Source organism: Shinella sp. HY16, from assembly GCF_028534175.1.
In the GTDB taxonomy this organism is placed as follows: Bacteria; Pseudomonadota; Alphaproteobacteria; order Rhizobiales; family Rhizobiaceae; genus Shinella.
Map to the genome: position 1 here is coordinate 403,937 of NZ_JAHYXL010000002.1, position 23,540 is coordinate 427,476.

Sequence of the window (23,540 nt, forward strand, 5' to 3'; positions counted from 1 at the left end):
TTTGCTAAACTCCCTCATTTTCAAAGCGGTAGCGCGGGTTATTTTTTTTTCGAGGAGCCTTTGGATTTCGCCGTTATTTGCCGAAGCAGGGGTCAATCCGTGCCAGGGGGGTGTGCAAGGTATTCGTCCGACGCATCGAACCGGGCCAGTCGTGCAGCTCTCGGCCGAGAGCATTTACTTTGTACGCTTCGACGGCAATGAGGTGACGTTGCCCTTGGAACTTGCGTCTCTTGGCGAGATGTTGGAAACAACCGATGGGGGTTACAAACTCTTGCGGTTCTTTGACACAATCGAAGAGCGAGGAAAATGGATTGAGTGGCTGGACGCTCCGTCGAAGCCTAGAGTGGTTTCGCAGGTCAGTGAGGCCGACGAAGTAGGGTTTTCCGTTGGATGATGCGGAACTTTCTGCACCATGCAGACTTGGTTGCGTGTGGCCTGCTCGCAGCGCTAGCTTCGCATCGCGGCCATTCCAAATGGAGGAGCCGAGATGAATGAGATGTCAATTCAGCAGGCTGGCGAGATAGCCGCAATAACTCTTGTTGTAAGGCAACTGCTGGCTCGCCTCCCGCAGAAGGAACAGGATCAGATCAGGGCGTTTGCCAGCGGTCGGCTAAGCGTGCCTCACTGGCGCGGCGCGGAAATCGAAACGCTTGCGTCTGCCGCTAAACGAGAGCTGGACAACCTGTTCACCGCTGCCATCCCATAGTAGCCGACTACTCCAAGCTACAAATGGCCTTATTTGATTGCTTGCTAACGCGGCGATGAAGGCGCAGGGTTAAACCTTCAGTAGCCATCGAAACGGGCGCTGCTGTGTGAGGGCTGACTACCCTGGCCCCATCTGAGAGGAGGACGAAATGTCTTCCCTGTTTACACGCCGGCAAAACCGATATCACGTTACCGCGGTCGCGTCGCAATGTGCCGTTGCTGCTAGCTTGCTCATGATTGTCTACCTCCTGACAGAGGGGTGGCTGTGGTGATGCTGAAGTTGCAAAATATCAAGTCACTCGCGCGACTCAGGAGGGAGAGGGGTCCCTACCCCTTTCTCCCCGCAGCCCGCAAGATTCGCATGTATAGCGTCGCCCACGAAGAGCAGGCGAACGCTACAGGTGTTCAAGGTGGGCTTTGCATGAGATCGACGGAAACTGAAATCACATTTACCCATCCGTTCCACCTTGATGCGCTCGTAGAGCCGCAAGAAGCTGGGACTTATCGACTTGTGATTGGCGAAGAGCTTATCGAAGGACTAAGCTTTCCTGCCTATAAGAGGGTGGCTACTCATCTAGAGATACCACCGATTTCAGTCCCTACGGGAACGCGCCAGCGTCTCCAGGTTTCATACGAAGAAATCTTCCGCGTCCTTACCTTGGATGCGAAACGGCAGCGAGAAGCTGATGGGCGGCCGACTATCGGTCGGGTCGAGCCTTAACCCCCAAAGAAAGGAGGACAAGATGTCTTCCGCCATACGAAACGTTGATTTCAATCCGGCCAGCAACCGCGTTCTCAAACAGATGTTACACAAAGCAGGGTATGTAACCGCGAGACTGACGCCGCTCTCAGGCCCGTTGGCAGAACAGTCTCGTTCGGTGCTGAGGCGTTTTATGGCCGGAGTGGTCGATCGCAGTGGAGAAAGAACTCCTCCTGCACCCAAAACGGGTGCAGCATACGGCCAGCCGTAGGAGCCAGTATCGTAGTTCGCTTCAGCCGGGACGGTGTGCCAACGTCATACGATCAGTTGCCAAAATGACGTAAATCCAAGAGCAGCCAGCGTTCGCGACCAATGTCCTCGCAAGTAAACACCACTACCACCCTCCTGCCTCCGAAAGACGGAGCGAGTGTATTCTCTATCTGTTGTGATGCCTGCCAAAGCTCAATGCTGAAAACTGGGCGATGATTTTATAGAACCCCACCCGATTACTAAAATATAGCGAAGCAAATTCAAGATTCGACGTGTGTGGGTAAAAAGAGTATAGGTTCTTATCGACGGCTTGTGAAACGGGCGCTGTCGCTGAGGGTCGAAAGGCTTCCGCCCCAACTGAGCGTGAAGCCAATGCGTATAGAGCATTCATCTGTGCTGCCCGATGGTTTCCCAATTTTGCTGTCCGGCTGCAAGTCGGCTCCAAGTCGATTGATTTCAGTAGTCGCGCATGACGCCCGTTCCTACCTTAGGACGGCGCGCGTGGTGATCGAGACCATTGATAAGATGGGAAACACCCGGCTCTTTCCCGTTGAACTCTTGGGTATCGACACAACATCCGCCTTCACAATCTGCGAGCAAACGCTCGTCATGTATCCTCTTCGATCTATCGTCTGCGGATATCGCATTGACGACGCTACAGAGGTGATCGAACTCAGATATCTGCGCCGACACTACGACGCCTAACGCTTTCCCTGTGGTCCTCCGGTGTCAGCGGCACTCGTCTTTTTTGGGGGGGGGCGGCGACCGCCATCTTCGAAAACAAGATAGAAGGTGGGGTCGTCGCTAACCGGGGCGGACTTAGGTTCAGGAACGCGGCAAGTCCGGCGAGGACGCAATATGTTTAAGATGGTACTCGTACATGTTTTTGGAGGTGAGGAGAGTCATCCCCTCATCGCGCTCTTTCCTTTCTTTGGGTTGGATGTGAGCTCCACTGATGCGCAGTTGATCGGAATTGCGAAGCGAGAGCTGTCGGAACTGAAAAGGTTCGCGAATGTAGACCTGGAGCTTTATCGCTACCGGGTTCGACGAACATAAGTGATGTGGATGTGAAAGAGGTTTTCGTAGATCATGGAAATCTCGACATGGAGATGGTCCAAGTTCCTGGCGTAGCCTCGACCGTCATGGGTGGCGAATTGATCGGGCCACGCTTGATCTGTAGAACGCCATCAGCCCTCTCAGCTTCCCTATAGGTTTAGCGGGTCAGAGTGTGGCATGCGGCAGAAACCCGTGTGCCGCACTCGCTGAGCGATGAATGGCAAGCCGCGGGCGGCGGCCCCGCTAATGCAAGGAAAAAGCAGGGACCAGATTTCCTTGCAGGCGCAATCTCATATTTCGAAATTCAGAGGCGACGCCCGCTCGCTTCTGCGCAGAGCCTTCCTTGCTTGCAAAATTGGGGAAGGCGGCAGGACGGTAGCGGTCAGGATCGCAGGCTCGCTTTCAAAATCGTGCCGTTTTGTCATGAGCGGGCCACATTGAGAGCCTGACCGCCTCTAAGTCGGCTCACATGAGGGTAAGCGCTCCCAGAAGTGCCATGAAAGCAAGGAACAAAATCGCCGCTATCGCCAGGACCGTGGAAACCCGGCGCCCAATAGCAACGCGTGATCTGTTTTCCATTATGGTGCCTCAGGATCAATTAATGGAAAAGGGGTCGTCGAAGTGCCGGAAACGACCCCCAGTACGGCCTAGACTGGGACCCCTACAACGATGGTTGGCTCGGGGGAGACCATAGCCGCATCGGCCACTTTTACCAACCCGGGCCCCGGCTACTTGTTCCTTCCCGACGATGGAACATCGCGGGCATATCTTTGTTTTCAATAAATCTCGAAAACATGGAGGGCGAGATGTTTCAAGCATCTCTCGGAGCGGGTTTCGGCGCGCAAGATTATGGCCTGCGCGCGTCAATCAAAGCGGCTATCGCATATGACGAGCTTTGCTCTCAGCACAAAATTGAGCTGGTCTTCGAACCCCAGGCAATCATAATTCTCGGCCGCGTGCCGCCCGATGTGGCGCGGCGTGTACGACTCGTCATCATAGAAATTGCAGGCGCTGTTCCAGTTTGGGATCGAACATTCTGGCTGAGTTGACGGGACGGCTCGCACTCAATGGCACTGTGCCGTCCCGCGTCAGTTCCTAAAAGACGGCGATGTACTTTAGCAGCGCGACAATGCCGATGATGATGACGACAACCTGCGCGATCTGCTTTGCACGTCCATCGAGAGGCAGCCGCCCGATGAGATAGAGGACCAGCACGATTACGAGGAAGGTAATCAAGATGCTGACGAGAACCGATGTAGCCAAAGCCCCAACTCCTTAAGCCAACGCTCAATTGCGCGGTAAGGGCGTAACTATGGCCCCGAACGAGTAAAACAAGTGGGGCGTACGGCAGAAACCCGTATGCTCCTACTCGCTGAGCGCACGGCCGGCGGGCCCTGCTAATGCGGGGAATTAACAGGGCCGGCCAAGCCTGTCAGTCTTCCTCGTCGCCATCGCCGAGCGCTCGAATATCCACGTCAAATCCCTCTCGACGGAACTCCTGCGCGATTCTTTCGGCTACCTCTCGGTCATAGAACATTCCATAATCACATTGGCCGTCAGTTATGCGGAACATTTTGATCTCCGTACAAAGCGCGCCGGGCATCGACGCGTACGGGACAGGGCGGTCATTAGGAGCTGACGATGGAAGACGTGAACCAGACCACCCATCAACGCTGCAAGCAAGCCGTCCTCGCCGAACTGATTGCCGCGGGATGCACGCTTGATAACCCGATCGCCCTCTATCTTGTCGGACCTACCCTTGTGGCTGCAGGCTTTACCGAGCAGCAGATTGTCAGCGCGCTCGACTTCCTCGAATACGAGAGGCATATCGAATATACCGGCGGCAACCGCGTGCGCTTAACGTAGCCCCTTCGCTCGGCTCTTGCGCCCTTCCGTTGCATCCTGCTTTATCGAACCAGAGGGGCGTTGCGTCATGGCTCGACAAATCGCGCTTTGCTTTGTCATCGGCATAGCGGCCTACGCCTGCTTCTGGATGGCATGGCATTGGTTTTGAGGACAGTATGGATGTTCGCTCCCGTCTCCATCGGATGATAAAAAACGAGCAAGCGATACTCGACTTGCAGCAAAACGGCATTCGAGGCGGCGGTACTGAAAAGACGCTGAGTTGCGAGAACGATGCTACTGCCGAGGCAAGGCGCCGGATCGCCATGTATGAAATGCTGCTGGCGGATCTCGATAAGCGAGGGGGAGACCCGCCATGAGAGATGGGCTACTGCAGATTCAACACCGAGCGGAAGGGGAGGATTTCAATCACCCGTCCGCGCTCGTCGGCTATTTCAAAACGCTGCCCATCGAGCGGCTGACCGGTGCGCAGCATCTCGGCCATCATTTCCCTGGCTGCTGCTTTAGCGTCGACGATGGCGTCTTCGACGCTATCGAATTCAACCCCTTCCGGATCGATCTCAAAGCTATCGCTGTCTCGAATGTGAAAGAAAAATCGCGGCATGGACACCTCTCGCGGCAACAACTTCCTCAAAATCAGAAGGTTTCTATCGGGAGAGAAAGAGGCGGGCCATCCGCTGAGTTAGAAAGCCCGCCCCACCCAAGACCCCCACGAGGGACCGTCGCGGAGGCGCACAGGTAACCGTGCGCCGCCTATGAAGTTCCAACTCGTAGCTTAGAAAAACGCCCCGCCGAAGCGGGGCAGGTGGAAAAGATAGAGTGAACGTGCCGGGGAACCCAAAGCCGGAGATGTTGCTCCCCTGAAGGGAATTTATAATCGGCGCCGGGCGTCCACATCGACATCGACCAGGTGACATTGCGGGCGATAAAGGCGGCTGGTGTGCAGCATATCGACGAGTGTTTCAATCGAGAGGCGGACGTCGCGGCTCTCATCCTTGCTGCGCCGGATCTCGCGGCGCTCGAAGCAATCAACATCCAGGGCTGCTGGGATTGATGTGCGAGACCCGGGAACACCCCCGGGAACTCAACCGGGTCTCATGCTGGCGGGAAGTGCAGCCAGCCCGTCAATCTATCTGCCCAATGTTGGCTGCTGAACAGCACCAATTTGGATCATCCCGATGATATCCCGTAGTTGAGACCCGTCGCGGATGCGATAGGCGCCGAGACCCGGCATGCTCCAGACTACCAGGCCCCGGCTTTCTCTCGGCGGGGATATCCTCAGGTGAGGACCGAGAGCGTGAGCTATACGCTCCACGGTCAAGTTTGCTCCGACACCCTTCCAGTGGCCGCGCTTGGCTAGATCGGCACCTCGCAGTCACAGCGGCGCCTTCCATTCCGAGATCCAGACCCGGGAGCGCCCTCGTGCGCTCAACCGGGTCCTTCACGCAGGCCGCGTATGGGAACGGCCGCAGCAGGTTAATTCACTAAGCAATCCTTTCGTTCCCCTCACAAAGGACAACGCCATGAACCGCAGCGCATTCTTTGCATCGGTGCGCGCTCGCGCGTCCGGCAACTTCGGCACGTCGCTTACCCAGAGCCAGGTTGACGGCCGCGAGGCTGTCTTGAACAAGGCGGAGCGTCGGGGGACGCCCCTGAAGCCCCCCCCCAGTTCATCAAACTCACATCAAACTAACCTGAGAACAGGCGGCTATCAGGACGTTTAGGCTCAAGTTGAGGCAAAACCTCAAGGTGGGGCTAAATCCGAACTATTCAACCGTTACGCGGGGTTGCTCATATTAAAATGGGCTTGCCCGCGTTACTAGCCCTCATCGAGCCCGTAAAACATCCGAGCTGACGCTTCCACAACAGCGCGATGCTTACGGGAGTTGGACAGGCGCTAAGCGAGCGCAAAAGGGTGGATTTAGGGGTGGATTGAAACCGGGCGAGCACCCGAAAACATCTGAAAAACCAGCGTTCTAGAAAGAAAAATGGTGCTGCTAGAGGGCGCCGAGGCCGCGTGAAGTGCTTGGCAACGGAGTTTGGCGGTTGCGAGGAGAGGCGAAAACTTTGGAGTGAACCCGCGTGCGTATCGCCGGGACCTGTCGTTGCCCGCCGGAGGACACCGGCATGCAGTGATCCGGAGAGGTTCGGGCGGTTTTCGGGTCAATCCGACGTGCGCGATGAGGCCTTCGGGAGGATGATCCGTACCGATAGTCCACGAGGCGCGGTGTTCTCGAATTCCAGTTGGCCGCCGTGATCACGGACGATCTCGTCGACAATGGAAAGCCCAAGACCGAAACCTCTCGCCTTGGTATTGCCCGTACGGGCAGGATCCATCTGGAAGAAGGGTTCGAGCACCTGTGTCGCAAACTGCTCGGGAATGCCGGGGCCACGATCCTGGATGCCGATGCTGAGGTATTGGTCAGTGGACTTCAGGCTCATCGTGACCTCGCCGCCGAACTTGATGCCGTTTTCACAGAGGTTCGTGATCGCCCGCGAAAGTGCCATGGGCTTGCAGTGCCAGACCAGTCTGGGCGGACCTGCATACCTGATATGGGCGCCCATGTCCGTGAAATTGGCGCAGATGGACTGCATGATGCTGGCGACGTCAGTGCGTTCGCGCGCCTCCCTGTCGCGATCGTCGCGAAGGTAGTCCAGGGTGATGTCGATCAGGGTATTGATCTGTTCGACATCCGCGAGGATCTGGTCGCGGATCGCCGCATCCCCGATCCGTTCTGCCCGAAGGCGCACCCGGGTCAACGGCGTGCGCAGGTCATGGCTTACGCTCCGCAACATTCCTGTCCGGTTGCGTATCATCTCGTGGATGCGGGTCCGGAGCTCATTGAGCGCCCGCGCCAGATCCTTGATCTCGAGGCTGCCGGTTTCCGGCACAAGGGTGGAGCGGGAAAGGAACGCGTCGGTATCGCGGATCTCGCTTGAGATCGCCTTGAGCGGTGCGGTCAGAAACCGCACGGCGAAAATGGAAAAGAGCACCCCCAAAATCGCCAGCGCCAGGGAGTAATACACGATGCGCCCCGTGATGTCCGTCGTCAGAACGCTGTCCGGGAACGACTTGTACAGGAGAAATTCTTTGTCGTTGATGGGGAGCGACAGCATCGGCTTGCGCCCGACCAGCATCATCTTCGATCCATCGGGCAAGTTCCCGTCCGGCGGGAAGAGGTATGCCAGAAACGAGCCGATTTTCGAACGAAACCCGTCCGGGCCTGCAATGCGCTCCAGCGCGTCGCGCGGCACGATGTCGATTTCGATGCCGACCTCGGCCGAACGCGCAAGGATGCGCTTCCTTTGGGCATCGTCGGCGCCGTCGAGCAGAAGGGCGAGGGTCAAGGCCCTTTGACCGACGAGATCGACGTCCACCGCATCAGCGTAGTCGAAGGTTTTGATCCGTTCGATTACCTGTCCGGCCACGATGACGGAGCCGATGGCAAGGATCACGACCAGCATGAGTTGCCCGCGGATCGTCCTCGTACCGAAGCCTGGAAAGCGCATCACGCCTCCTCGACGGCGGCGGTAAAAAGGTAGCCGCCAAGCCGGACCGTCCTTAAAAGAACGGGATCGGACGCGTCGACTTCGATCTTCTGCCGCAGTCTGCGAATGTGCACGTCGACACTGCGTTCGATGGGGCCGGCAAGTCCGGAATGCGTGAGGGTCAAGAGTTCCTCGCGTGTTATGACGCGACCGGGATTTCGGCAGAAGGCGAGCAGGAGGTCGAATTCGGTGGTTGTAAGGGCAACCCGCGTGTTCGCAGGGTCATGCACCTGACGGCGTATAGGGTCGATGCGCCAGCCGTCGAAGCGCAGCGGTAGCTGACGATCACCTGCCGCCGGCCCGTAAGAGGCACGACGCAAAATGCTTCGGATTCGGGCTACGACCTCCCGCGGACTGAAGGGCTTCGTGATGTAGTCGTCGGCTCCGACCTCCAGCCCGACGATCCGGTCCACCTCTTCGCCCAGCGCGGTCAGCAGAATGATGGGGATCGTCTTGTCCGCACGCAATCGCCGGCAAAGGCTGATGCCGTCTTCACCAGGAAGCATGACGTCGAGAATGACAAGGTCGAATGCCTGCCGTCGCAACAGCGCGAACATCGCGTGTCCGTCATCCGCCGTCGTGGCCTGCATACCGTTTTCCACCATGGTTTCCATCAGCAGCCGGCCGATCTCCGTATCATCCTCGACGATGAGGATGTGCGGGCTTCTTTTCGCGCTATTCACGAACGTCTCCCTGGCGATTTCAATGGGGTGAAAGCCGACACCGGCGGGGTGTCGGTTGCCGTTGCGGCAATGTTACTGTGGTAGGATTAAACAAGGCTTCCCGTGTTTCACCGGCCTTTCTCCGGAGGGGACTGCGGCGAAGGCTAAAGACGATCAGGGACAGCAGTGTGGCCGCTTGTGCGCCCAAACCGCTCGGTTGTGTTAAGATTTATTACAACGCACACATTCCTGCATCCGGAGCAGGCGTCTTGTCTCCTGTCGGCGTGAACAACCCTTCCCCGTAACAAACCGCAACAAAACAACACACCCAAGGGGGCTCCCTTGGAGGGACAAGGAGGTGTCGAGCGCCGCGCCGGTTTCTCTGTGGCGCGGCGCGATCAATGGTGTGGAGCAGGTATGCAGCCCGATAAAAAAGCCAATCAGACACTCAAGCTCCTTTTCGCAGTCGGCGCGGTGCTGATACCGTTGGTCGTACCATCGGGAAGCCATGCAGCTGACGCCGCATCAGAGAGCGTTGCCGAACCCGCGTTCGACCCGGCGCGGTTCGAGCCCTCATCGGCGGACGGAGCTGTGTGGAGCCTGATCGTTGGCGCAGGTGCGCTGTACGCTCCCGAATATGAGGGGAGCCGGGACTTCAAGGTCAGCCCTCTGCCGGCGGTCATCTTCACCTACGGCGACTGGCTAACGCTTGATCCCCGCGGGATTTCCGTCACCGCTTTCACGCATCAGGGCTTCTCGCTGGCCGGTAAGGTCGGCTATGAAATGGGGCGTGACGAAGACGATGGTGACCGGCTGAAGGGCCTCGGCGACATCGACTTTGCCGCGACCATCGGGGCAAAGGCCACCTACCGGTGGGAGGCGCTGGAGCTCTATGCGGAGGTCGATCAGACGGTCGGGGGGAGCGAGAGCCTTATCGGCAAATTCGGTGCCGAATATACCGCGCCCGTAACCGACCGTTTCTTCGTATCGGCGGGCATTTCCGCCACGGTTGCCAACGAGGAGCACATGCAGTCCTATTTCGGCGTGACGGCTGCGCAATCGGCGGCATCGGGTTTGCGTGCGTTCAAGCCCCAGGCGTCTCTGAAACGCGTCGACTTCTCGGTATCCGCGACATATATGGCAACGGAAAACTGGCTTATGCGGGGTGAAGTTGGCATGGGCGCCTTGCTGGGCGATGCTGCGGATAGCCCGATTGTTGAACGAGAACTGCAGCCGTCGTTCATGGCGATCGTCGGCTACAGGTTCTAGCAGCCGGTGGGCACCTTGTTGTACGCCCTTGCCGCACTGGCCCGGACGGACACGCCCGCCAATCGCTTCATACCGACCGCAAGGCGGTTTTGGTGTCAGGTCGCGTTCGTGCTGATGAACTCCCGCGTCATGGCGAGGAGACCATTGAGCGGCCGGTCATCCCGATAGATGGGCACGATCCCGCGTATCCGTTCATAGAGGCCATGCGTACCGGAAGCCTTGTCGCTCAGACCAGGACGCATGTCGTAGGCCTGGGCGGCGGCCATGACTTCGATGGCAAGCACGGTTTCGAGATTGGCGATGATGGCGAGCGCCTTGTCGGCGGCCGGGGTGGCATGGGTCAGGATATCTTCCTGCAGGGCCGACGTGATACCGCCGTCGAGGCTGGCGGGGGCGGCAAGGCGGCGGTTTTCCGCGACAAGGGCGGCAGCCGTATACTGGATGATCATGAAGCCTGAGGCGACGCCGCTGCCATCCGCGAGGAAGGCAGGCAGCCCGCTGACGAGCGGGTTGACGAGCCGGTCGATGCGCCGTTCGGAAATGGCCGCAAGCTCGGCTGCGGCGATGCCGAGTGCGTCCATGGCAAGGCCGAGTGCGGCGCCGACCGCATGGGCTTGCGAATGGACTTCCGGCGCCTCGCGCGAGCCGGCGACAACGGGGTTGTCGGTGACGCTGGATAGTTCCCGGTCCACCACTGCGGCGTTTTGCGCGATGCTGTCACGCACCGCGCCATGCACCTGCGGCACCGCGCGCAAGCTGAGCGGATCCTGTGTGCGTGAGCCCGCCGCGTGCGCGAGCAGGCGGCTGCCGGTAAGCAGGCGGCGCAGGTTTTCGCCCACGGTCTGAAGGCCGGGTGAGGTGCGCAGCGTGAGGGGGCGGGCCGCAAAGGGGTCGGCTTGCGCACCGAGATTTTCATAGGTCATCGCCGCGGCGGCGTCTGCCCAGTCGGCAAGATGGGTCGCGCGGGCAAGCGCGAGGCTCGCGAGGCCGGTAGCGCAGGGTGTGCCGTTGACGAGGCTGAGGCCTTCCTTCGCCTCCAGCACCAGCGGCACGATGCCGAGCGCTTCGAGCGCCTGCCTGCCGGTGATCGTTTCCGTTCCGTGGCGCGCCTCGCCATCGCCGATCAGGACGAGACCGATGGCAGCGGCGTGGGTGAGATAGCCGACCGAGCCCTTCGAGGGAATGACGGGCAGGATATCGGCGTTCAGCAGCGCCAGCAGCGTCGTCACCGTCTCCAACCGCACGCCGGAATAGCCGAGCGCGAAATTGGCGATCTGGGCGGCCATCACGGCGCGGGTCTCTTCGCGGCCAAGCGGTTCGCCGACGCCGCAGGCATGGCTGAAGAGGATGTTGCGCGAGAGTGCCCGCTGCTCGGGAATATCGACGATGACGTCGCAGAGCGCACCGACGCCGGTATTGATGCCATAGCCGCGCACCCGCCTTTCGACGAGCGCGTCGACGATGGCGCGCGCATTGGCGATGCGCGTCCAGGTCTTGTCTGACAGAGAGAGCGCCGCGCCCTTTGCGACGGCGGCGATCTCTTGCCAGGTGAGGGGGCGATCGAGAACGATCGTCTCAGGCATGCTGGGCCTCTCCTGCGCCGGCGCGGCGCTGCACGAAGCGGGCGACATAGTCATTGGCGGGGCTGTTGAGGATCTCGCTCGGGGTTCCGACCTGCACCAGCTTGCCGTCCTTCAGGATCGCGATCTGCGCGCCGATGCGCAAGGCCTCGTCGAGATCATGGGTGATGAAGACGATGGTCTTGTGCAGGTTCTTTTCAAGCTGGAGCAACTGGTCCTGCATGTCGGCGCGGATCAGCGGGTCGAGCGCGGAAAAGGCCTCGTCCATCAGGATGACGTCGGTGTCGGCGGCGAGCGCCCGGGCAAGGCCAACACGCTGCTTCATGCCGCCGGAAAGCTGGTGCGGGAACTTGTTCTCGTAGCCGGCAAGGCCTACGGTCTCGATCCACTTCATGCCGATCGGCTTGGCGTCCACCTTGGTGAGCCCGCGCACGCGCTGGCCGTAGACGACATTCTGCAACACCGTGCGGTGCGGCATCAGGCCGAAATTCTGGAACACCATGCTGACGCGGCGATTGCGGAAATCGCGCAGCTCCTTCGGCTTGAGGTCGAGCACATTGCTGCCGTCGACGATGATCTCGCCGCTGGTCGGCTCGATCAGCCGGTTGATGTGGCGCACCAGCGTCGATTTGCCGGAGCCCGACAGGCCCATGATGACGAAGATGCGGCCGCCCGCGATATCGAGGCTGACATTGTCGAGGCCGACGCTGCAGCCGGTTTTGGCCAGCACCTCGCCCTTGTCGGCGCCCTGCTGGGTCATCGCGAGGGCCGTCTCCCAGTTGCCGCCGAAGATCTTGGAAACGTTGCGGATCTTGATGTCAGTCATTGCCGCGCTCCTTCCGGCTCATCTGGCCGAACCCCTGCGTGATGCGATCGAGCACGATCGCGAGGATGACGATGCCGAGGCCAGCTTCCAACCCCTTGCCGACGTCAAGCGTCTGGATGCCGTTCAGCACCTGTTCGCCGAGGCCGCGCGCGCCGATCATCGAGGCGACGACGACCATGGAGAGCGCCATCATGATCGTCTGGTTGAGGCCGGCCATGATGGTCGGGGTGGCAAGCGGCAGTTCGACGCCGAAGAGGATCTGCGGCGGACTGCCGCCGAAAGCGGTCGCCGCTTCCACGACTTCGCCGTCCACCTGGCGGATGCCGAGGTCGGTGAGGCGGATGAGCGGTGGCACGGCGTAGATGATGGTGGCGAGCACCGCCGGTACCTTGCCGAGGCCGAAGAGCATGATCGCCGGAATGAGATAGACGAAGCTCGGCATGGTCTGCATGACATCGAGCACCGGCAGGGTGATGCGCCGCATCAGCTCGCTCTTGGCCAGCCAGATGCCCATGGGCACGCCGATGGCGACGGAGATGAGGCTGGCGATCAGCATGAGTGCCAAGGTCTGCATCGTCAGGTCCCAGAGCCCGAGCGCACCGACGGTGAAGAGCATGACGGCAACGGTGATGACGAGCGAGATCTTCTTCGATGCGAACCAGGCGAGCGCCAGGAAGATGATGAAGACAGCCCACCAGGGCAGGCCGCGCAGGATCCATTCCACGAAGAGGATGGCCTGGAGAAGGGTTTGCGAGATCGCCTTGAAGACGAACCCGTAGTTCACCACCAGCGACTGAACGAAATCGTTGATGGGGCCACGGATGGAGATATGGAAGGCTTCGGGAAACATCGGTGAAATCCTCGCGCGCGGCGACGCCATCCGGCGGCCGGTCCTGTCCTGACGGGAAAGACCGCGCGCCGGAAGGCCGGCGCGCGGTTCTCGCGGGTTACTTGACGGCGGCCTCGATGCGCGCCTTGGCGTCTGCCGAGACCCAGCCGCCCCAGACGTCGGCCTTGGTCTGCAGGAAGTTCTTGGCAGCCGCGGCAGCATCCACCTTCTGGTCGGTCATGTAGGCGAGGCTCGCATTGACCTCTTCCAGCGGGAAGGTCGCCTTTTCGAGGATTTCCATGATTTCAGGCGCTGCACCGGCAAAGGTGCTGTTGACGCCGTAGGCCACCTCGACGGAGGGGAAGGCGCAGCCCGCATCGCGCTTGCCGTCGGTGCTGGTCAGCTCCTTCCAGCAGGCTTCACTATAAGCCGGCTCCTCGAGCTGGACGAGCTTGTACTTGCCCATGATCGCTGTCGGGCTCCAGTAGTAGAAGAGCATCGACTCCTGCTGGAGATAGGCGGCGGCAATCGCTGCGTCGAGCGCGGTACCCGTGCCGGGGCGGAAATTCACATAGCTCTCGCCGAGCTTGTAGGCTTCGAGCTTGGCCGTGTTGACGCCCTCGCAGGTCCAGCCCGACGGGCAGTTGAGGAAGCGGCCCTTTGCTGGCTCTTCCGGATCCTTGAACAGTTCGACGAATTTCGGGTCGGAAAGCTGCGCGACGCTCTTGAGGTCCGGCGCCTTGGCGCCGTCGCCCTTCACGAGATATTCCGGCACGAACCAGCCCTCGGCCGCGCCGACGAAGGTCTTGCCGACCGACTTCACCTGGCCGGCGGCAGCCGCCTTGTTCCAGACGTCGGAACGGCCGATCCATTCTTCGGCGAAGATCTGTACGTCGTTGTTGGCGGTGGCCTGTTCCAGCGTCACTGAGTTGCCGGGGATGGAGTCGACCTTGCAATCGTAGCCCTTGGCGAGGATTTCCTTCATGACTTCAGTGATGAAGGCGCCGCTCTCCCAGTCGATACCCGCAAAGGTGACGGTATTGCCATCGCCGCAATAGGAGGCATGCGCCGTGCCGGCAGAGCCGCCGAACAGCGCCGCGGCGGCAAGAAGTGCACATTTCAGTTTGGAATTCAGCATGTCAGTTCCCCTGTTTTGATGATGTGACGTTGAAAACCAGATTTGTCGAAGCCGCTCCCGTGGCCGGTCATGCCAAGCAGAGCCGTTGGCAAAGTTCACTATACAACTTAGTAGACAACTATCTCGCTCGATGCATTACGGGGTGTGCCTATAAGCGACATTTTTTGTCGCCGTAAGATCGATCTATCAGCGTGATATTGCGATTCTTGCGCTGATTGGCGTCATTGGGATTCAAAATTGCTCCAAGCAGGGAGATTTAGGAATTATAGAACTCTTGCGATTCTGGGACTCCAGATGCCTACCCTCCGGCTTGTGTCCCACAATGCTTGCTTTGTGGGGCTTTTTGCCTGAAGCTGTATCGTGAAAAACACCGTGGAAGGCAAAGTTGTATATGCAAGTTGATGCTTCTGGTGGACAAGTACGTGACAAGAATCAGAAGGCGCGCTTACTTTAATTGCATATGGTCTGTAAGCAGGTTCTGATTGAAATACGGAGTGCCGTGGCGATGTTGAACGAGGAAACCGGCCTTGTGGCAAGGGATACGAAGGATCGCGGCGCGCCGATCTACGAGCGCATGAAGGCCGAGATCCGGACGCGCATCGAAACCGGAGAGTGGCCGGTCAATCATCGCATTCCCTCGGAGAACGAGCTGGTGGAAACGCTCGGCGTCAGCCGCATGACGGCGAACCGGGCGCTTCGTGAACTGGCCAATGAAGGCGTGATTACCCGTGTGCAGGGCAAGGGCTCCTTCGTTGCGCCGAAGAAGCGCAGCGCTCCGGCGCTTGGTGTGCGCAACATTGCCGATGAGATCCTGGAGCGCGGCTCGGTTCATCGCACCGAGCTGATCCTCGCTCAGAGCGAGACCTGCGGCTACGAGCTGGCGGCGGCGCTGGAACTGGGCGTTGGAATGCAGTGCTTCCATTCGGTCATGGTGCATCACGAAGATGACGTGCCGATCCAGCTTGAGGACCGCTTCGTCAATCCGGCCATTGCACCGGACTATCTCGAACAGGATTTCGCGGCGACGACGCCCAACGCGTTCCTCACCAAGATCGCTCCCATCGCCAGGACGGAGCAATTCATCGAGGCTGTTCTGCCGCAGCCCTGGGAGTGCAAGGTCTTGGCGATTGCCCGTTTTGAACCCTGCATCCTCATCCGCCGCCGCACCTGGTCGCATGATCAGGTGGTCACGTCCGTGCGGCTGCTCTATCCAGGTTCGCGCTATCGCCTGCAGAGCAATTTCTGACGGGTGGGCAAGGTCGTGTATCCGGTCATGCCGCCGCCTGCGGATATCATCTCCCTATTTGAAGCTGGCAGGGTCGTCGGGACGGTCGGCTTCCGCCACAATCGCGGCGAGGTGCGGTAGGGGCAGGCCGAAAGGCCTGGCGAGATCGAGAAAGGCGCCGATACGCCGCTCGACCTTCCGGGCGTGGTTCTGTGCGATGTCGGCGAGCCTGTGGTTGAGGAAGGGATTGGCGAAACGTTCGAGGGTGACGGCGAGATAGTCTTCGGCCCCTTCGCCGCCCGGCAGCCGGGCGAAGACGGGCAACACCTCCTGCCGGTAGATTGCCATCAGTGCCTCCTCGACCTGGGGCCGGGCGATGAATTCACGCACGATCGGATCGCCGGCGCCGCCTTGCCGCTGCCAAATATCGACGAGAACCGTGTGGCCGAGATTGAGAATATGCAGCTTCAGCCGCTCGATCTCTTTGAGATCGTCGACCAATTGGATGGCCGGATGGGTGCAGGGCGCGACGACGCCCGGTCCCTTCTCGATCGCCCAGAGCGCATAGGGTTCTGCGACCGCACCGGCCGGTTCGATGGGCTCGGACACGATACGATCGACGAGGCTGCTCGCCCAGACCACGTCGTTTTCGATATAGGACAGCAACCCGGCATCGCTCGTCTGCCGGCGCGCGACTGCCAGCACGGCAGCCTTCAGCACCTTGCCGTTGTCGACGACCAGCTCCATCGGCAGCACGATGATCGGCGCGCCGCCCGCGGCATGGCGCGCGGCAAGCAGGTGGAAGAGTTTCGCGGGGAAACTCATGGCCGGATGATAGGCAGCCGCGGCATCCTCCGGCTGACCCTGGTAACCGGCATCACCGGTGTTGGAGAGGACGAAAGCTGCCTCCTTGACGAAGACCCGCGCCACTTCCGGCCAATCGTTCGCCGCGGACAGGCCGCGTCGGACGGAGGTGACGGTCGTTGTTTCATCGACGGCGCGGCCGTCCTTGAGGCCTCGGATCCGCACCGGATAGCCCTCCGGTGCGGCGAGCGCGGCAAGCCGGTGGCTGCGGGCCGCATCGCCGGATGTCTGCACCACGGTGATCGCCCGCTTCGGCTCTGCCTCTGACAGGAACAGGTCGGCATGGGCCTGCAGGAACCGGCTTGTTCCGAACTGGATGACGGATGTCTGGATCACCTGTCCGACCCTCACAGTGCAAGTTCGCGGCGTAGCGTTTCCAGCCGCTCCATGGCGATCACGCCTTCGCGGATCGTCGGTGCCGACGTTTGCCGGCCGGCAAGCGCCGGGATGACGTCGGCGAGCAGCGAATGGTAGCCTTTCGGGTCCTCGTTGGCGGCCGCGGTAAAATTCGGCTTCCAGGTCAGCGTGTCGACCGCATCGTCGAGTGTTCCGGCAGGGTCGTCGATCTTGAAGGGCGGGTTTCGGTTCCAGCGCACGTCGATGACATTGTCCACCTCGATGCGCTGGTGATCGCCCATGATTTCAAGCCGCTCGACCGGCGCACCGCGTGACTGCGCCGTGCCCATGGCGACCGTGCCGATCGCGCCGCATTCGAAGTCGAAATGCACGTGGAAGAGCACCTTGCCGCGATCCTTCTCGACCTTGCGCGCCGTCAGCTTCGTGACCGGCGAGACGAGGAAGGAGACGAGGTCCATGTAGTGTACGCAGTGATGCAGGAAGAAGCCGGTGTAATCGACATTGCCGGCGAAGTAGCCGGGTGCCGTCATGTAGTAGCCGGTGAGACCGTAGACGGGGCCGAAGCGGCCGGAGCGCAGGATGTTCGCCGCGATCTTGTTGCCGGCCGAATAGCGCTTCATGAAGCCGAGAAGCAGTGGCTTGCCGGATTTTTCCGAAGCGGCGAGCAGTTCGCGGGCGCCCGCAGCGCTTCCGGATGGCGGCTTCTCCATGAAGACGGGCAGACCCCGTTCCAGCGCCATCTTGCCGAACATGAGGTGCTGGTCCGGCCCGACGGCCATGCCGACGGCGTCGATATCGGTGCGGCGGATGAGGGCCTCCGCATCGTTTGTGAGGTTTGACACGCCAAACTGCCGTCCGGCGGCAGCGAGCCTGTCGCCGTCGATATCGCAGAGCGCAGTCACCTGCACGTCATGGCGAACGAGCTGCGGAAGCAGCATCTGGGTGGCATGAATGCCGCAGCCGATCCAACCGATCTTGAGTGTCATCGACGATGTTCCGTAAGCAGGATGTGGGATTTGATGAATTCGCAGCTGGCGGCGAGGCGTTCGCTTTCGTCCTCGTGCGGCGGCCGCCACTGTGCGAAGGGGACGCCGAAGCGGTCGTCGTTGCGGCGGAAGGGTTCGAGCGACACGGGCCCCCGATAGCCGATCTCATGCAGCGCACGAAACACCGCAACCCAGTCCGTGGCGCCCGTTCCCGGGAAACCGCGGTGGTTCTCGTTGGCCTGGAAATGGACGACCCGCTTGCCGCCGAGCCGGATCGCCTCGGCGATCGAGGCTTCTTCCATGTGCATGTGGAACGTATCGAGCATAAGCTGGATGGCGGGATGATCGACGGCGTCGAGCAGCTCGATTGCCTGCTGCGTGGTGCAGAGCACGTCGCTCTCGAAGCGGTTGAGCGGTTCGACGGCAAGGATGACGCCGAGCCTGGCTGCATGGTCTCCCGCCTCCTTCAGGCCGGCGACGCAGCGCGCCTTGCGGGCGAGGCGCTCCGCCTCGTCCACCGGCTGCGGCGGGCGGCCGGCAAAGACCAGCGGATTGCCGGTGAGCGGGCCGCCGACGATGGTGGCCCCGAGTGCGGCGGCGCAATCGGCCGCATATTTCAGATAATCGATGCCGGCACGGTGGGCGGCGGGATCGTCCGAGGAGAGGTTGCGCTGGAGATTGACACGGGCGGCGAGCACGACGGAGAGCCCGGCGGCATCCAGGGCGCGCCGCGTCTCGGCGAGGTCGAGTTCGCCGGGTTCGGGCACGAGAAGTTCAACGAAATCGTAGCCGAGCCTTCGCATCTCGGAAAACAGCGGGAAGTGTTCAGCCGAAAAGGGCCGCGCATATTGCATGGAGATCAACCCGACGGGGTTCATGGTCAGTCCTCTTTCATTCGCAATCAGCCCTTCACCGCGCCCTGGGTCAGCCCACCGATGAGGCGGCGTTGCACGAGAAGGAAAAGCAGGGTGGCCGGCATGGCGCCGACGACGGCGCCGGCAGCAAGCAGGCCCCATTCGATCTGGTATTCGCCAATCAGCGTCTGGATCGCCACGGTGACAGGCCGCACGTTCTTGCCGCCCAGTGTCAGGGCGTAGAGATACTCGTTCCAGGCGGTGATGAAGATGTAGATGCCGGTGGAGATGATACCGGGCATGGTGAGCGGCAGGACGACGCGGCGCAGCGCCGTCAGCCGCGAGCAGCCGTCGATCATCGCTGCCTCGTCAAGGCTCTTCGGGATCGCCCCGATATAGCTCGTCAGCATCCAGACGGCGAAGGGAATGGCGACCGTCGCATTGGCAAGGATGAGCCCGAAATGCGTATCGAGGATGCCGGCTTTGCGCATCAGCACGAAGAGCGGCAGGATGAGCAGCACGATCGGGAACATGTTGATGAGCAGGAATTGCAGCATCAAGAGCTTGCGGCCTGCGAAGCGGAAGCGCGAGAAGGCGTAGGCCGCCGTTACCGCCACGGCAAGACCGAGCACGACGGTGCCGCAGGCGATGATGAGGCTGTCGAGCATGTTGCCGAGGAATGAGGTCTGCCGGAGCAGGCGCACGTAGTTGTCGAGGCTCCAGCCGGCGGGCGAGACGGAGACGCCGGTCGCGTTCAGCGTTTCGGTCGGCGTCAGCGAGGTCAGCACCATCCAGGCAAACGGCGCCATGGCGAAGAGAACGATGACGAGCACCGGCAGGTCGGTCGTCAGGATGCGGCGGAGTGTGGAGGGCTTGTTCATCGTTCGACCTCCCGCATGGTCCGGGCGAGATAGACGGCGACGATTGCGCCGAGAAGGATGGTGAAGGTGACGGCGATCGTCGTGCCGTAGCCGAAATCGAGGTTTTGGCGGGCACGAACGAAGGCGTAGAGCGGCAGGGTGTGCGTGGCATAACCCGGTCCGCCGCCGGTCATGACGAAGATCACGTCCATGGAATTGGCGACCCAGATGACACGGAGCAGCCCTGCCGTTGCCAGCACCGGCGCGATGCCGGGCAACGTGATGTGCACGAACTGCCGCCAGACCGAGGCGCCGTCGATCGAGGCGGCCTCGTAGTGGCTTTTCGGAATGCCCTGAAGGCCGGCAAGGATCATGACCGCGAAGAAGGGGAAGCCCTGCCAGGTCAGCGTCGCGATGATGGCATAGAGTGCAAGGTTGGGATCGGCAAGCCATGGCACGGCAGACTGCACGACGGAGAGGTAGAGCAGGATATCGTTCAGCACGCCGGTGTTGGGATCGTAGATCCAGCGCCACATCAACGCGATCACGACGCTCGGCAGGGCCCAGGGAATGATGATGAGCGCACGTGCCAGCCCTCGCCAGGGGAATTCCCGGTTGAGCAGCAGTGCCGTCAGCAGGCCAAGGCCCATCTGGAGCGGAACCGTCAGGCCGATCCAGATCGCGGTGTTGCCGAGCGCGGTCCAGAAGACGGGATCGGCGAAGAGCTTCGCATAGTTGCCGAAGCCGACGAAGCGGCTGGCATTCGGCTTCCAGAGGATGAGGTCGTAGAGGCTGGTGAAGACCGCCTGCACCATCGGGAAGAAGACGATGAAGAGCGTGACGAGCACTGCCGGCGCCAGCAGCATGTAGGGCATCAGCCGCACGCTCCACGGCGTGGGGATGGTCACGGCAGTCGATAGGGGGGCGGTTGTCGCGGTCATTCGGTCGTTCCCGGCCGTTGGCAATCAAAAGATCCCATCCGCCCTGGTGTTCGGGCGGGGCGGATGGGAAGGTGGAGCGGATGGAGGTCCGCCCGCTCCAGGGAAGATCATTGCTGCGCGAAGAGGGCTTCGAGCTGCTGCATCATCTGTTCGGAGGTGATCTGTCCGGTCAGCGCCTGCTGCATGGCCGTCTGCCAGGCCGTGTTGACGAATTCCGACGTTGCGGTGTTCTGCGGCAGCACATGGGCGAAGGGCAGGGACTGTACGGTGGCGTCGACGAAGCGGCGCTCATGCAGCGTCCAGTTGGCCGAACCGCTCTTGGTTACGGTCATCTGGCCGGTCGCCTTGTTGAAGGCGACGTTGTTCTCGCCCTCGGCAAGGAAGGAGATCCACTTCCAGGCAGCATCCTTCACTTCGGAGGAAGAGAAGATCGCCAGGGATTCATCGCCATAGGAGGTCCAGTGGCCACCGCCGCATTCCGGCACCGGAACGGCCGAGACCTTGTCGCCGAGCGCCTTGACCATGTCGTTCGACGAGCCGACGTGATGGATGGTCATGGCCGTCGTGCCGTTCTTGAAGGCCGCGGTGATTTCCTGGAAGCCGTCGTTCGGCGCGGACGCAGGAATGACCTTGTCCTTCTGGAAGAGGTCGATCAGCCACTGGTTGGCGGCGATCGCCTGCGGTGTCGTCAGGCCACCCGGCTCGAGCTTGGCACCCTGCGACAGGACGAAGGCGCCCCACTGGTCCCACCCGCCCTTGCCGCCGCGCAGGCCGAAGCCGTAGGTCGTCGGTGCCTTGGTGAGCTTGATGGCCGCATCGCGGAATTCGTCACAGGTCTTCGGTGGTGTCAGGCCGGCGGCTTCGAACAGGTCGGCGCGATAGTAGAGATAGAGCACGACATACTGGATGGGCAGGTAGTATTGCTGGCCGTCCGGCCCCTTGTTGAGCTCGAGAAGGTTGTCGAGCAGGTCGGCCTTGCCGGCCCAGCCGTCGATCTTCGCGCCCAGCGGCTCCAGCGCGCCCATTTCAAGCAGGCGCGGCTGGGCGAAGAGCTTCACCATTGCGGCATCCGGCGCATTGCCGCCAACGAGCGCGGTGTAGAGATTGTCGTAGTAGCTGTTCCACGGAACGTTTTCCGCTTCGATCTCGATGCCCGGATTGGCAGCCTCGAACTTCGCGACAAGATCCGCCATCGGATTTTCCGGATTGTCGAAGTGATACCAGAAACGAACGGTTTCCGCCGATGCGGTGCTCGCCAGCAGCGACGTTGCGAATGCGGCACTTACGGCCAGTGTCTTCCAGATTTTCATTGTCTCCTCCTTTGAAAATCGAATTCAGTTTGCACCGGCCATACGCCGGGCATCCGATCCTGCCGCCCGAAGCGCCTCCCGCGCGGCGGCAAGATCGAGCGTGTTCTGCAGAAAACCGTGCGTAACGCCCGGCACCACCGTCAGCGTTTCCTCGCGTTCGAGATGCTTCAGGCGCTCGTGCAGTGCGATGCTGTCGGACAGCAGGGGGTCGACCCCTGCTGCCATCAGGTGGAGCGGTGGCAGGGCCGCAAGCGCCTCGTCCGAGGCGAGCAGGGGACAGGCGAGCGGATCGGCCGAGGCGTCGCGATCGCCGACATACCAATGCCAGTAGCGCTGCATCTTCGCCGTCGTCAGTCCTGGTCCGTTCTCGAAATCCCGGTAGGATTCGGTGCGGAAATCACCGGCATAGGTGCCGTAGAAGAGAAGAGCGCCGGCAACTGGCTGGCGTCCGTTCTTCGCTTCGTGCAGCAGGGCGGCCAATGCGAGATTGGCGCCCGCAGAATCGCCGGACACGATGAGCGGGCCGGCCACCACGCCAAACGGCGCCGAGGCTACGAAGGCGCGGCGGATCGTGGCGATGACATCCATCAGGCCCGCGGGATAGGGATGTTCGGGCGCCAGGCGATACTCCGGCAGCAGCACCGGCAAGCCGGATTCCAGCGCGAGGACGCGGGCGCAACGCTCGTGTGTCTCCGGGCTGCAGAAGGCGAAACCACCGCCATGTACGAAGATGATCGCGCCGGTGCCTGCACCCGGAGGCACCAGCACCTTGAGGCGTACCCGCCCCGTGCCGAGGTCTGCGTCATCAGCGACGAAGGCTTCACCGATCGCCGCCATGGCGGGCAGGTCGACATTCCAGCGCCGGTTGCCTTCTTCCGAAAGTGCGCGGCCTTCGGCGGGCGGAAGGGTCGTCGGATCGACCAGCGGCCCGGTTTCAGCGGCGACGCGCGCAAGCAGCGCCGCCATCTCCGGCGACAGCTGCGACGGGTTCGGCATCGCGCTCATTGGGTCGCGTCCGGAAAGACGTCGGGGCCGAGATCGACGATCGTTGCGATGTGGTGGCGCAAGGCGGCGCTTGCCCTTGCCACGTCACCGCTCTCGATCGCCTCGATGATCGAGCCGTGCCGCTGGGCGGTCGCCACCAGATCGCGCGGGGTGATGCTGCGCGAGATCTTGAAGCGGTGATTGTGCACCAGGCAGCGATGCAGGATCGGATCGAGCGCCGGAAGCTGCGCATCCTGGAAGATGCGGCGATGGAAATCCCGGTCGAAGGAGGCCAGTTCCAGCTCGTCGCCCACCTTGGCGGCGTCGAGCATTTCGGCAAAGAGCGCCTTGAGATCGCCGACCAGCGTGCGGCTGGGTGCCTGGAGTGTCCGGACGATGCCGCTGCACTCGACCTGCAGGCGCACGCGGAACATTTCGACGGCCTCTGCCTCCGTGCATTCGGAGACCTGCGTGCCGCGATGACCCTGCCGGCGAACCAGGCCCTCTTCCTGCAGTTGCAGCAAGGCCTCGCGCACAGTGCCTTGGCTGCAGGCGAAATGAGCTGCCAGATCCAGCTCGGTCAACGCTGCCCCAGCTGGAAGCACGCCCAGCATGATGTCGCGCTTCAGTGCATTGAAGGTGGCGGCCGACTTTGCGGGCTTGGCCGGGCTGCGGGCATTCGGGGCTGTAGAAAAATACGTCATCGGCGGGC

General features: G+C 61.2%; 26 protein-coding genes. 9 read left to right on the plus strand and 17 right to left on the minus strand.

What is annotated here, in order from left to right:
• Positions 1-112: 112 nt before the first annotated feature.
• From K0P03_RS22250 to K0P03_RS22270, 5 genes are all read left to right on the plus strand, one after another.
• Complete coding sequence (locus tag K0P03_RS22250; protein WP_272791095.1) at positions 113-394, plus strand: hypothetical protein; 282 nt, start codon at positions 113-115, stop codon at positions 392-394.
• A gap of 93 nt (positions 395-487) precedes the next feature.
• Entirely contained in the window at positions 488-706 is a 219-nt protein-coding gene (locus K0P03_RS22255) for a hypothetical protein (RefSeq protein ID WP_130519043.1), read from the plus strand.
• Between the two features lie 420 nt (positions 707-1,126).
• Complete coding sequence (locus K0P03_RS22260) at positions 1,127-1,426, plus strand: hypothetical protein (protein WP_130519065.1); 300 nt, start codon at positions 1,127-1,129, stop codon at positions 1,424-1,426.
• Between the two features lie 621 nt (positions 1,427-2,047).
• Positions 2,048-2,380, plus strand: a complete 333-nt coding sequence (locus K0P03_RS22265) for a hypothetical protein (protein WP_130519047.1) — start codon at positions 2,048-2,050, stop codon at positions 2,378-2,380.
• Positions 2,381-3,537: 1,157 nt separating this feature from the next.
• Positions 3,538-3,780, plus strand: a complete 243-nt coding sequence (locus K0P03_RS22270; protein WP_024270737.1) for a hypothetical protein — start codon at positions 3,538-3,540, stop codon at positions 3,778-3,780.
• Positions 3,781-3,826: 46 nt separating this feature from the next.
• On the opposite strand, the gene K0P03_RS22275 is transcribed toward K0P03_RS22270, so the two are convergent.
• Positions 3,827-3,994, minus strand: coding sequence for a Thivi_2564 family membrane protein (locus tag K0P03_RS22275; RefSeq protein ID WP_024270738.1), 168 nt, complete (start codon positions 3,992-3,994; stop codon positions 3,827-3,829).
• Between the two features lie 169 nt (positions 3,995-4,163).
• On the minus strand, positions 4,164-4,304 hold the full coding sequence (locus tag K0P03_RS22280) for a hypothetical protein (RefSeq protein WP_156032018.1): 141 nt from the start codon (positions 4,302-4,304) through the stop codon (positions 4,164-4,166).
• A gap of 68 nt (positions 4,305-4,372) precedes the next feature.
• Here K0P03_RS22280 and K0P03_RS22285 point away from each other — a divergent pair, with 68 nt between their 5' ends.
• Together K0P03_RS22285 and K0P03_RS22290 are read left to right on the plus strand one after the other, a co-directional pair.
• On the plus strand, positions 4,373-4,597 hold the full coding sequence (locus K0P03_RS22285) for a hypothetical protein (RefSeq protein WP_272790690.1): 225 nt from the start codon (positions 4,373-4,375) through the stop codon (positions 4,595-4,597).
• A 155-nt stretch (positions 4,598-4,752) separates the two neighbouring features.
• A complete protein-coding gene (locus K0P03_RS22290; RefSeq protein ID WP_024270740.1) occupies positions 4,753-4,953 on the plus strand; it encodes a hypothetical protein in 201 nt (66 codons plus the stop codon).
• An 8-nt stretch (positions 4,954-4,961) separates the two neighbouring features.
• Here the strand turns inward: K0P03_RS22290 and K0P03_RS22295 are convergent, their stop codons facing one another.
• From K0P03_RS22295 to K0P03_RS22305, 3 genes are all read right to left on the minus strand, one after another.
• Positions 4,962-5,198, minus strand: coding sequence for a DUF6894 family protein (locus K0P03_RS22295; RefSeq protein WP_023517445.1), 237 nt, complete (start codon positions 5,196-5,198; stop codon positions 4,962-4,964).
• Positions 5,199-6,757: 1,559 nt separating this feature from the next.
• Positions 6,758-8,059 carry an ATP-binding protein gene (locus K0P03_RS22300; RefSeq protein WP_272790691.1) on the minus strand — a complete coding sequence of 434 codons (1,302 nt, stop codon included), beginning with the start codon at positions 8,057-8,059 and terminating at the stop codon, positions 6,758-6,760.
• A 44-nt stretch (positions 8,060-8,103) separates the two neighbouring features.
• On the minus strand, positions 8,104-8,826 hold the full coding sequence (locus K0P03_RS22305) for a response regulator transcription factor (protein WP_272790692.1): 723 nt from the start codon (positions 8,824-8,826) through the stop codon (positions 8,104-8,106).
• Between the two features lie 396 nt (positions 8,827-9,222).
• On the opposite strand from K0P03_RS22305, the gene K0P03_RS22310 reads away from it, so the two are divergent.
• Entirely contained in the window at positions 9,223-10,074 is an 852-nt protein-coding gene (locus tag K0P03_RS22310) for a MipA/OmpV family protein (RefSeq protein ID WP_272790693.1), read from the plus strand.
• A gap of 95 nt (positions 10,075-10,169) precedes the next feature.
• Here the strand turns inward: K0P03_RS22310 and K0P03_RS22315 are convergent, their stop codons facing one another.
• From K0P03_RS22315 to K0P03_RS22330, 4 genes are all read right to left on the minus strand, one after another.
• Positions 10,170-11,657, minus strand: coding sequence for an HAL/PAL/TAL family ammonia-lyase (locus K0P03_RS22315; protein ID WP_272790694.1), 1,488 nt, complete (start codon positions 11,655-11,657; stop codon positions 10,170-10,172).
• Positions 11,650-12,480: a quaternary amine ABC transporter ATP-binding protein gene (locus K0P03_RS22320; protein ID WP_272790695.1), complete on the minus strand. Its 831-nt coding sequence runs from the start codon at positions 12,478-12,480 to the stop codon at positions 11,650-11,652. Before K0P03_RS22320 ends, K0P03_RS22315 begins: the two co-directional genes overlap by 8 nt.
• Positions 12,473-13,330 (minus strand): ABC transporter permease, encoded by an 858-nt coding sequence (locus K0P03_RS22325; protein WP_272790696.1) that lies wholly within the window; start codon positions 13,328-13,330, stop codon positions 12,473-12,475. The genes K0P03_RS22320 and K0P03_RS22325 overlap by 8 nt, the downstream gene beginning before the upstream one ends.
• Positions 13,331-13,427: 97 nt before the next feature.
• Positions 13,428-14,447: an ABC transporter substrate-binding protein gene (locus tag K0P03_RS22330; protein WP_272790697.1), complete on the minus strand. Its 1,020-nt coding sequence runs from the start codon at positions 14,445-14,447 to the stop codon at positions 13,428-13,430.
• A gap of 505 nt (positions 14,448-14,952) precedes the next feature.
• On the opposite strand from K0P03_RS22330, the gene hutC reads away from it, so the two are divergent.
• Positions 14,953-15,693, plus strand: a complete 741-nt coding sequence (gene hutC / locus K0P03_RS22335) for a histidine utilization repressor (RefSeq protein WP_024270743.1) — start codon at positions 14,953-14,955, stop codon at positions 15,691-15,693.
• A gap of 54 nt (positions 15,694-15,747) precedes the next feature.
• Here the strand turns inward: hutC and K0P03_RS22340 are convergent, their stop codons facing one another.
• From K0P03_RS22340 to K0P03_RS22375, 8 genes are all read right to left on the minus strand, one after another.
• Positions 15,748-16,872, minus strand: coding sequence for a mannitol dehydrogenase family protein (locus K0P03_RS22340; RefSeq protein WP_272790698.1), 1,125 nt, complete (start codon positions 16,870-16,872; stop codon positions 15,748-15,750).
• 11 nt (positions 16,873-16,883) lie between these two features.
• Positions 16,884-17,879, minus strand: coding sequence for a Gfo/Idh/MocA family protein (locus K0P03_RS22345; RefSeq protein ID WP_272790699.1), 996 nt, complete (start codon positions 17,877-17,879; stop codon positions 16,884-16,886).
• On the minus strand, positions 17,876-18,757 hold the full coding sequence (locus tag K0P03_RS22350; RefSeq protein ID WP_023513552.1) for a sugar phosphate isomerase/epimerase family protein: 882 nt from the start codon (positions 18,755-18,757) through the stop codon (positions 17,876-17,878). The genes K0P03_RS22345 and K0P03_RS22350 overlap by 4 nt, the downstream gene beginning before the upstream one ends.
• Before the next feature lie 23 nt (positions 18,758-18,780).
• Complete coding sequence (locus K0P03_RS22355; protein WP_023513551.1) at positions 18,781-19,614, minus strand: carbohydrate ABC transporter permease; 834 nt, start codon at positions 19,612-19,614, stop codon at positions 18,781-18,783.
• Entirely contained in the window at positions 19,611-20,534 is a 924-nt protein-coding gene (locus K0P03_RS22360; protein ID WP_024270744.1) for a carbohydrate ABC transporter permease, read from the minus strand. Before K0P03_RS22360 ends, K0P03_RS22355 begins: the two co-directional genes overlap by 4 nt.
• Positions 20,535-20,641: 107 nt before the next feature.
• Positions 20,642-21,844 (minus strand): ABC transporter substrate-binding protein, encoded by a 1,203-nt coding sequence (locus K0P03_RS22365; RefSeq protein WP_023514955.1) that lies wholly within the window; start codon positions 21,842-21,844, stop codon positions 20,642-20,644.
• Between the two features lie 24 nt (positions 21,845-21,868).
• Positions 21,869-22,849: an alpha/beta hydrolase gene (locus K0P03_RS22370; protein WP_023514956.1), complete on the minus strand. Its 981-nt coding sequence runs from the start codon at positions 22,847-22,849 to the stop codon at positions 21,869-21,871.
• A complete protein-coding gene (locus K0P03_RS22375) occupies positions 22,846-23,532 on the minus strand; it encodes a GntR family transcriptional regulator (RefSeq protein ID WP_023514957.1) in 687 nt (228 codons plus the stop codon). The genes K0P03_RS22370 and K0P03_RS22375 overlap by 4 nt, the downstream gene beginning before the upstream one ends.
• Between the last annotated feature and the right edge of the window lie 8 nt (positions 23,533-23,540).

Excerpts from the sequence above, each read along its gene's own strand:
- K0P03_RS22255 (WP_130519043.1), top strand. The coding sequence starts at position 488 with ATGAATGAGATGTCAATTCAGCAGGCTGGCGAGATAGCCGCAATAACT.
- K0P03_RS22260 (WP_130519065.1), top strand. The coding sequence starts at position 1,127 with ATGAGATCGACGGAAACTGAAATCACATTTACCCATCCGTTCCACCTT.
- K0P03_RS22265 (WP_130519047.1), top strand. The coding sequence starts at position 2,048 with ATGCGTATAGAGCATTCATCTGTGCTGCCCGATGGTTTCCCAATTTTG.
- K0P03_RS22270 (WP_024270737.1), top strand. The coding sequence starts at position 3,538 with ATGTTTCAAGCATCTCTCGGAGCGGGTTTCGGCGCGCAAGATTATGGC.
- K0P03_RS22280 (WP_156032018.1), bottom strand. The coding sequence starts at position 4,304 with ATGTTCCGCATAACTGACGGCCAATGTGATTATGGAATGTTCTATGAC.
- K0P03_RS22285 (WP_272790690.1), top strand. The coding sequence starts at position 4,373 with ATGGAAGACGTGAACCAGACCACCCATCAACGCTGCAAGCAAGCCGTC.
- K0P03_RS22290 (WP_024270740.1), top strand. The coding sequence starts at position 4,753 with ATGGATGTTCGCTCCCGTCTCCATCGGATGATAAAAAACGAGCAAGCG.
- K0P03_RS22295 (WP_023517445.1), bottom strand. The coding sequence starts at position 5,198 with ATGCCGCGATTTTTCTTTCACATTCGAGACAGCGATAGCTTTGAGATC.
- K0P03_RS22300 (WP_272790691.1), bottom strand. The coding sequence starts at position 8,059 with ATGCTGGTCGTGATCCTTGCCATCGGCTCCGTCATCGTGGCCGGACAG.
- K0P03_RS22310 (WP_272790693.1), top strand. The coding sequence starts at position 9,223 with ATGCAGCCCGATAAAAAAGCCAATCAGACACTCAAGCTCCTTTTCGCA.
- K0P03_RS22315 (WP_272790694.1), bottom strand. The coding sequence starts at position 11,657 with ATGCCTGAGACGATCGTTCTCGATCGCCCCCTCACCTGGCAAGAGATC.
- K0P03_RS22320 (WP_272790695.1), bottom strand. The coding sequence starts at position 12,480 with ATGACTGACATCAAGATCCGCAACGTTTCCAAGATCTTCGGCGGCAAC.
- K0P03_RS22325 (WP_272790696.1), bottom strand. The coding sequence starts at position 13,330 with ATGTTTCCCGAAGCCTTCCATATCTCCATCCGTGGCCCCATCAACGAT.
- K0P03_RS22330 (WP_272790697.1), bottom strand. The coding sequence starts at position 14,447 with ATGCTGAATTCCAAACTGAAATGTGCACTTCTTGCCGCCGCGGCGCTG.
- hutC (WP_024270743.1), top strand. The coding sequence starts at position 14,953 with ATGTTGAACGAGGAAACCGGCCTTGTGGCAAGGGATACGAAGGATCGC.
- K0P03_RS22345 (WP_272790699.1), bottom strand. The coding sequence starts at position 17,879 with ATGACACTCAAGATCGGTTGGATCGGCTGCGGCATTCATGCCACCCAG.
- K0P03_RS22350 (WP_023513552.1), bottom strand. The coding sequence starts at position 18,757 with ATGAACCCCGTCGGGTTGATCTCCATGCAATATGCGCGGCCCTTTTCG.
- K0P03_RS22355 (WP_023513551.1), bottom strand. The coding sequence starts at position 19,614 with ATGAACAAGCCCTCCACACTCCGCCGCATCCTGACGACCGACCTGCCG.
- K0P03_RS22360 (WP_024270744.1), bottom strand. The coding sequence starts at position 20,534 with ATGACCGCGACAACCGCCCCCCTATCGACTGCCGTGACCATCCCCACG.
- K0P03_RS22365 (WP_023514955.1), bottom strand. The coding sequence starts at position 21,844 with ATGAAAATCTGGAAGACACTGGCCGTAAGTGCCGCATTCGCAACGTCG.
- K0P03_RS22370 (WP_023514956.1), bottom strand. The coding sequence starts at position 22,849 with ATGAGCGCGATGCCGAACCCGTCGCAGCTGTCGCCGGAGATGGCGGCG.
- K0P03_RS22375 (WP_023514957.1), bottom strand. The coding sequence starts at position 23,532 with ATGACGTATTTTTCTACAGCCCCGAATGCCCGCAGCCCGGCCAAGCCC.